Annotated in this window: 3 protein-coding genes; all 3 read left to right on the top strand. The window is 68.0% G+C overall.

What is annotated here, in order from left to right; genetic code table 11:
• Positions 1-226: 226 nt before the first annotated feature.
• Entirely contained in the window at positions 227-895 is a 669-nt protein-coding gene (locus tag J7E68_RS10365; RefSeq protein WP_215172308.1) for a DNA alkylation repair protein, read from the top strand.
• 34 nt (positions 896-929) lie between these two features.
• Positions 930-1,643 (top strand): purine-nucleoside phosphorylase, encoded by a 714-nt coding sequence (gene deoD / locus J7E68_RS10360; RefSeq protein WP_215172306.1) that lies wholly within the window; start codon positions 930-932, stop codon positions 1,641-1,643.
• A gap of 141 nt (positions 1,644-1,784) precedes the next feature.
• Positions 1,785-2,085 (top strand): DEAD/DEAH box helicase (locus J7E68_RS10355; protein ID WP_396652499.1); only part of this gene is annotated, 301 nt, incomplete at its 3' end.

Here is a 2,085-nt window from a genome sequence, read left to right as displayed (position 1 = left end):
CGTGGGCGGCTCGCCCTTGTTGTCCTCGGTGCCGAGGTTGTCGTTCTCCTCAGCTCCGGGCGAGGATTCGCTGCTGATGTCGTTGCGGTCGGTGCTGGTGTCGTCGGTGTCGCGGTTCATGCGCGTTCCTCTCGTCGGCGTTCGGTCTGCGTGGATGCGAGGGTACCGGCCGTGGGCGCACGGAAGCCCGGGCCTTGACAAGGGACTCCGGGCCTACCCTGGTCGTATGTCAGACACGACCGTCGCCGAAGCCCTGGCAGAGCTGGCCGCCCTCGAGGATCCGAAGATGCGCGCCGCGAACGAGAAGCGCGGCGACGACCACGGCATGAACCTCAGTCGGCTGCGCGCCGTCGCCAAGCGCGTCAAGACGGATCAGCCGCTCGCGACGCAGCTGTGGGCGACCGGCGAGACATCCGCTCGCCTGCTCGCCCTGCTCATCTGCGCGCCGAAGCAGTTCACCGCCGATGAGCTCGACGCGATGCTGCGCGAGACCCGTCCGCCGAAGGTCAACGACTGGTTCGTGAACTACGTCGTGAAGAAGTCGCCGCTCGGCGAAGAGCTGCGTCTGCGCTGGTTCGACGACTCCGACCCGACGGTCGCCGCGGCGGCCTGGTCGCTCACGACCGTGCGGGTGGCGAAGGACGCAGGCGGCCTCGATCTCGAGCACCTGCTCGACCTGATCGACCGCGATCTGCGAGATGCCCCGAAGCGCCTGCAGTGGTCGATGAACGAGACGCTCGCGAACATCGGCATCTTCCACCCCGAGCTGCGGGCCAGGGCGCTCGAGATCGGCGAGCGCCTGCAGGTGCTCGCCGACTACCCCACCGCCCCCGGCTGCACCTCGCCTTTCGCCCCCGCGTGGATCGGCGAGATCGTGCGGCGGCGCGAGGGCTGAGCATCCTCATCGATTGCCCTCGTACGCTGAGTGCATGAGCACGCACATCGCCGCACAGCCCGGTCAGATCGCCCCCATCGTCCTGTTCCCCGGTGATCCCCTGCGCGCGAAGTGGATCGCCGAGACCTTCCTCGACGACGCCGAGCTGTACTCCGAGACCCGCGGGATGCTGGGATACACCGGCACCTGGGAGGGCCATCGCATCTCGGTGCAGGGTTCGGGCATGGGCCAGCCGTCGATGGCGATCTACGCGAGCGAGCTCTTCGACGAATACGACGTGCAGACCATCGTGCGCGTCGGCTCGTGCGGTGCTCTGACCGAGAAGCTGAAGGTGCGCGACATCGTCATCGCGAACGGCGCCTGCACCGATTCGGGCATCAACCGGGTGCGCTTCCACGGACTCGACTACGCCCCCGTCGCCGACTTCGGCCTGCTGCGGGCTGCCGTCGAGGCGAGCGAGGCCGAGCCGCTGGACTCGACCGTGCACGTGGGACTGCTCTTCTCGAGCGACCAGTTCTACAGCACCCGGCCCGAGCTCACCGAGCCGTTCGTGCAGCACGGCGCCCTCGGGGTCGAGATGGAGGCGGCAGGCCTGTACACGCTCGCTGCGTTCCACGGGCGTCGCGCCCTGGCCATCTGCACGGTCTCCGACCACATCGTCACGGGCGAGCAGACCACCGCGCAGGAGCGCGAGCAGACGTTCGGAGACATGATCCGCATCGCGCTGCGCGCCGCGACCTCGGTCTGAGCTGCTGCGAGACCGGCACCGCTCCGCTCGCGGCGAAGGAGATCTCACGCGGCGAAGGGCCGCATCGAGCATCCGCTCCTTCGCTGTAGGAGTTCTCCTTCGCAGGGTGCGACCCAGCGAAGGTGGGATGATCGAGAGACCATGCCTGCGATCCTCGACCACACCACGCTGACAGACGGATCCGATGCGGATGCCGTCTACACGGCGTTCGTCGAGTGGGCGGAGTCGACCGGCATCAGCCTCTACCCCGCACAGGACGAGGCGGTCATCGAGATCGTGTCGGGCAACAACCTGATCCTTTCGACCCCCACGGGCACCGGCAAGTCGCTCGTCGCGGTGGGCGCGCACTTCGCCGCGCTCGTCGAGGGCCGCCGCTCGTATTACACGGCCCCGATCAAGGCGCTGGTCAGCGAGAAGTTCTTCGCACTCGTCGACGTCTTCG

Source organism: Microbacterium sp. ISL-103, assembly GCF_018613995.1.
Classification (GTDB): Bacteria; Actinomycetota; Actinomycetes; order Actinomycetales; family Microbacteriaceae; genus Microbacterium.
Note: the sequence above shows the minus strand (reverse complement) of the source record. Positions and strands in the feature narration are given on the sequence as shown.

Coding starts and splice junctions, on each gene's coding strand:
- J7E68_RS10365 (WP_215172308.1), top strand. CDS start 227: ATGTCAGACACGACCGTCGCCGAAGCCCTGGCAGAGCTGGCCGCCCTC.
- deoD (WP_215172306.1), top strand. CDS start 930: ATGAGCACGCACATCGCCGCACAGCCCGGTCAGATCGCCCCCATCGTC.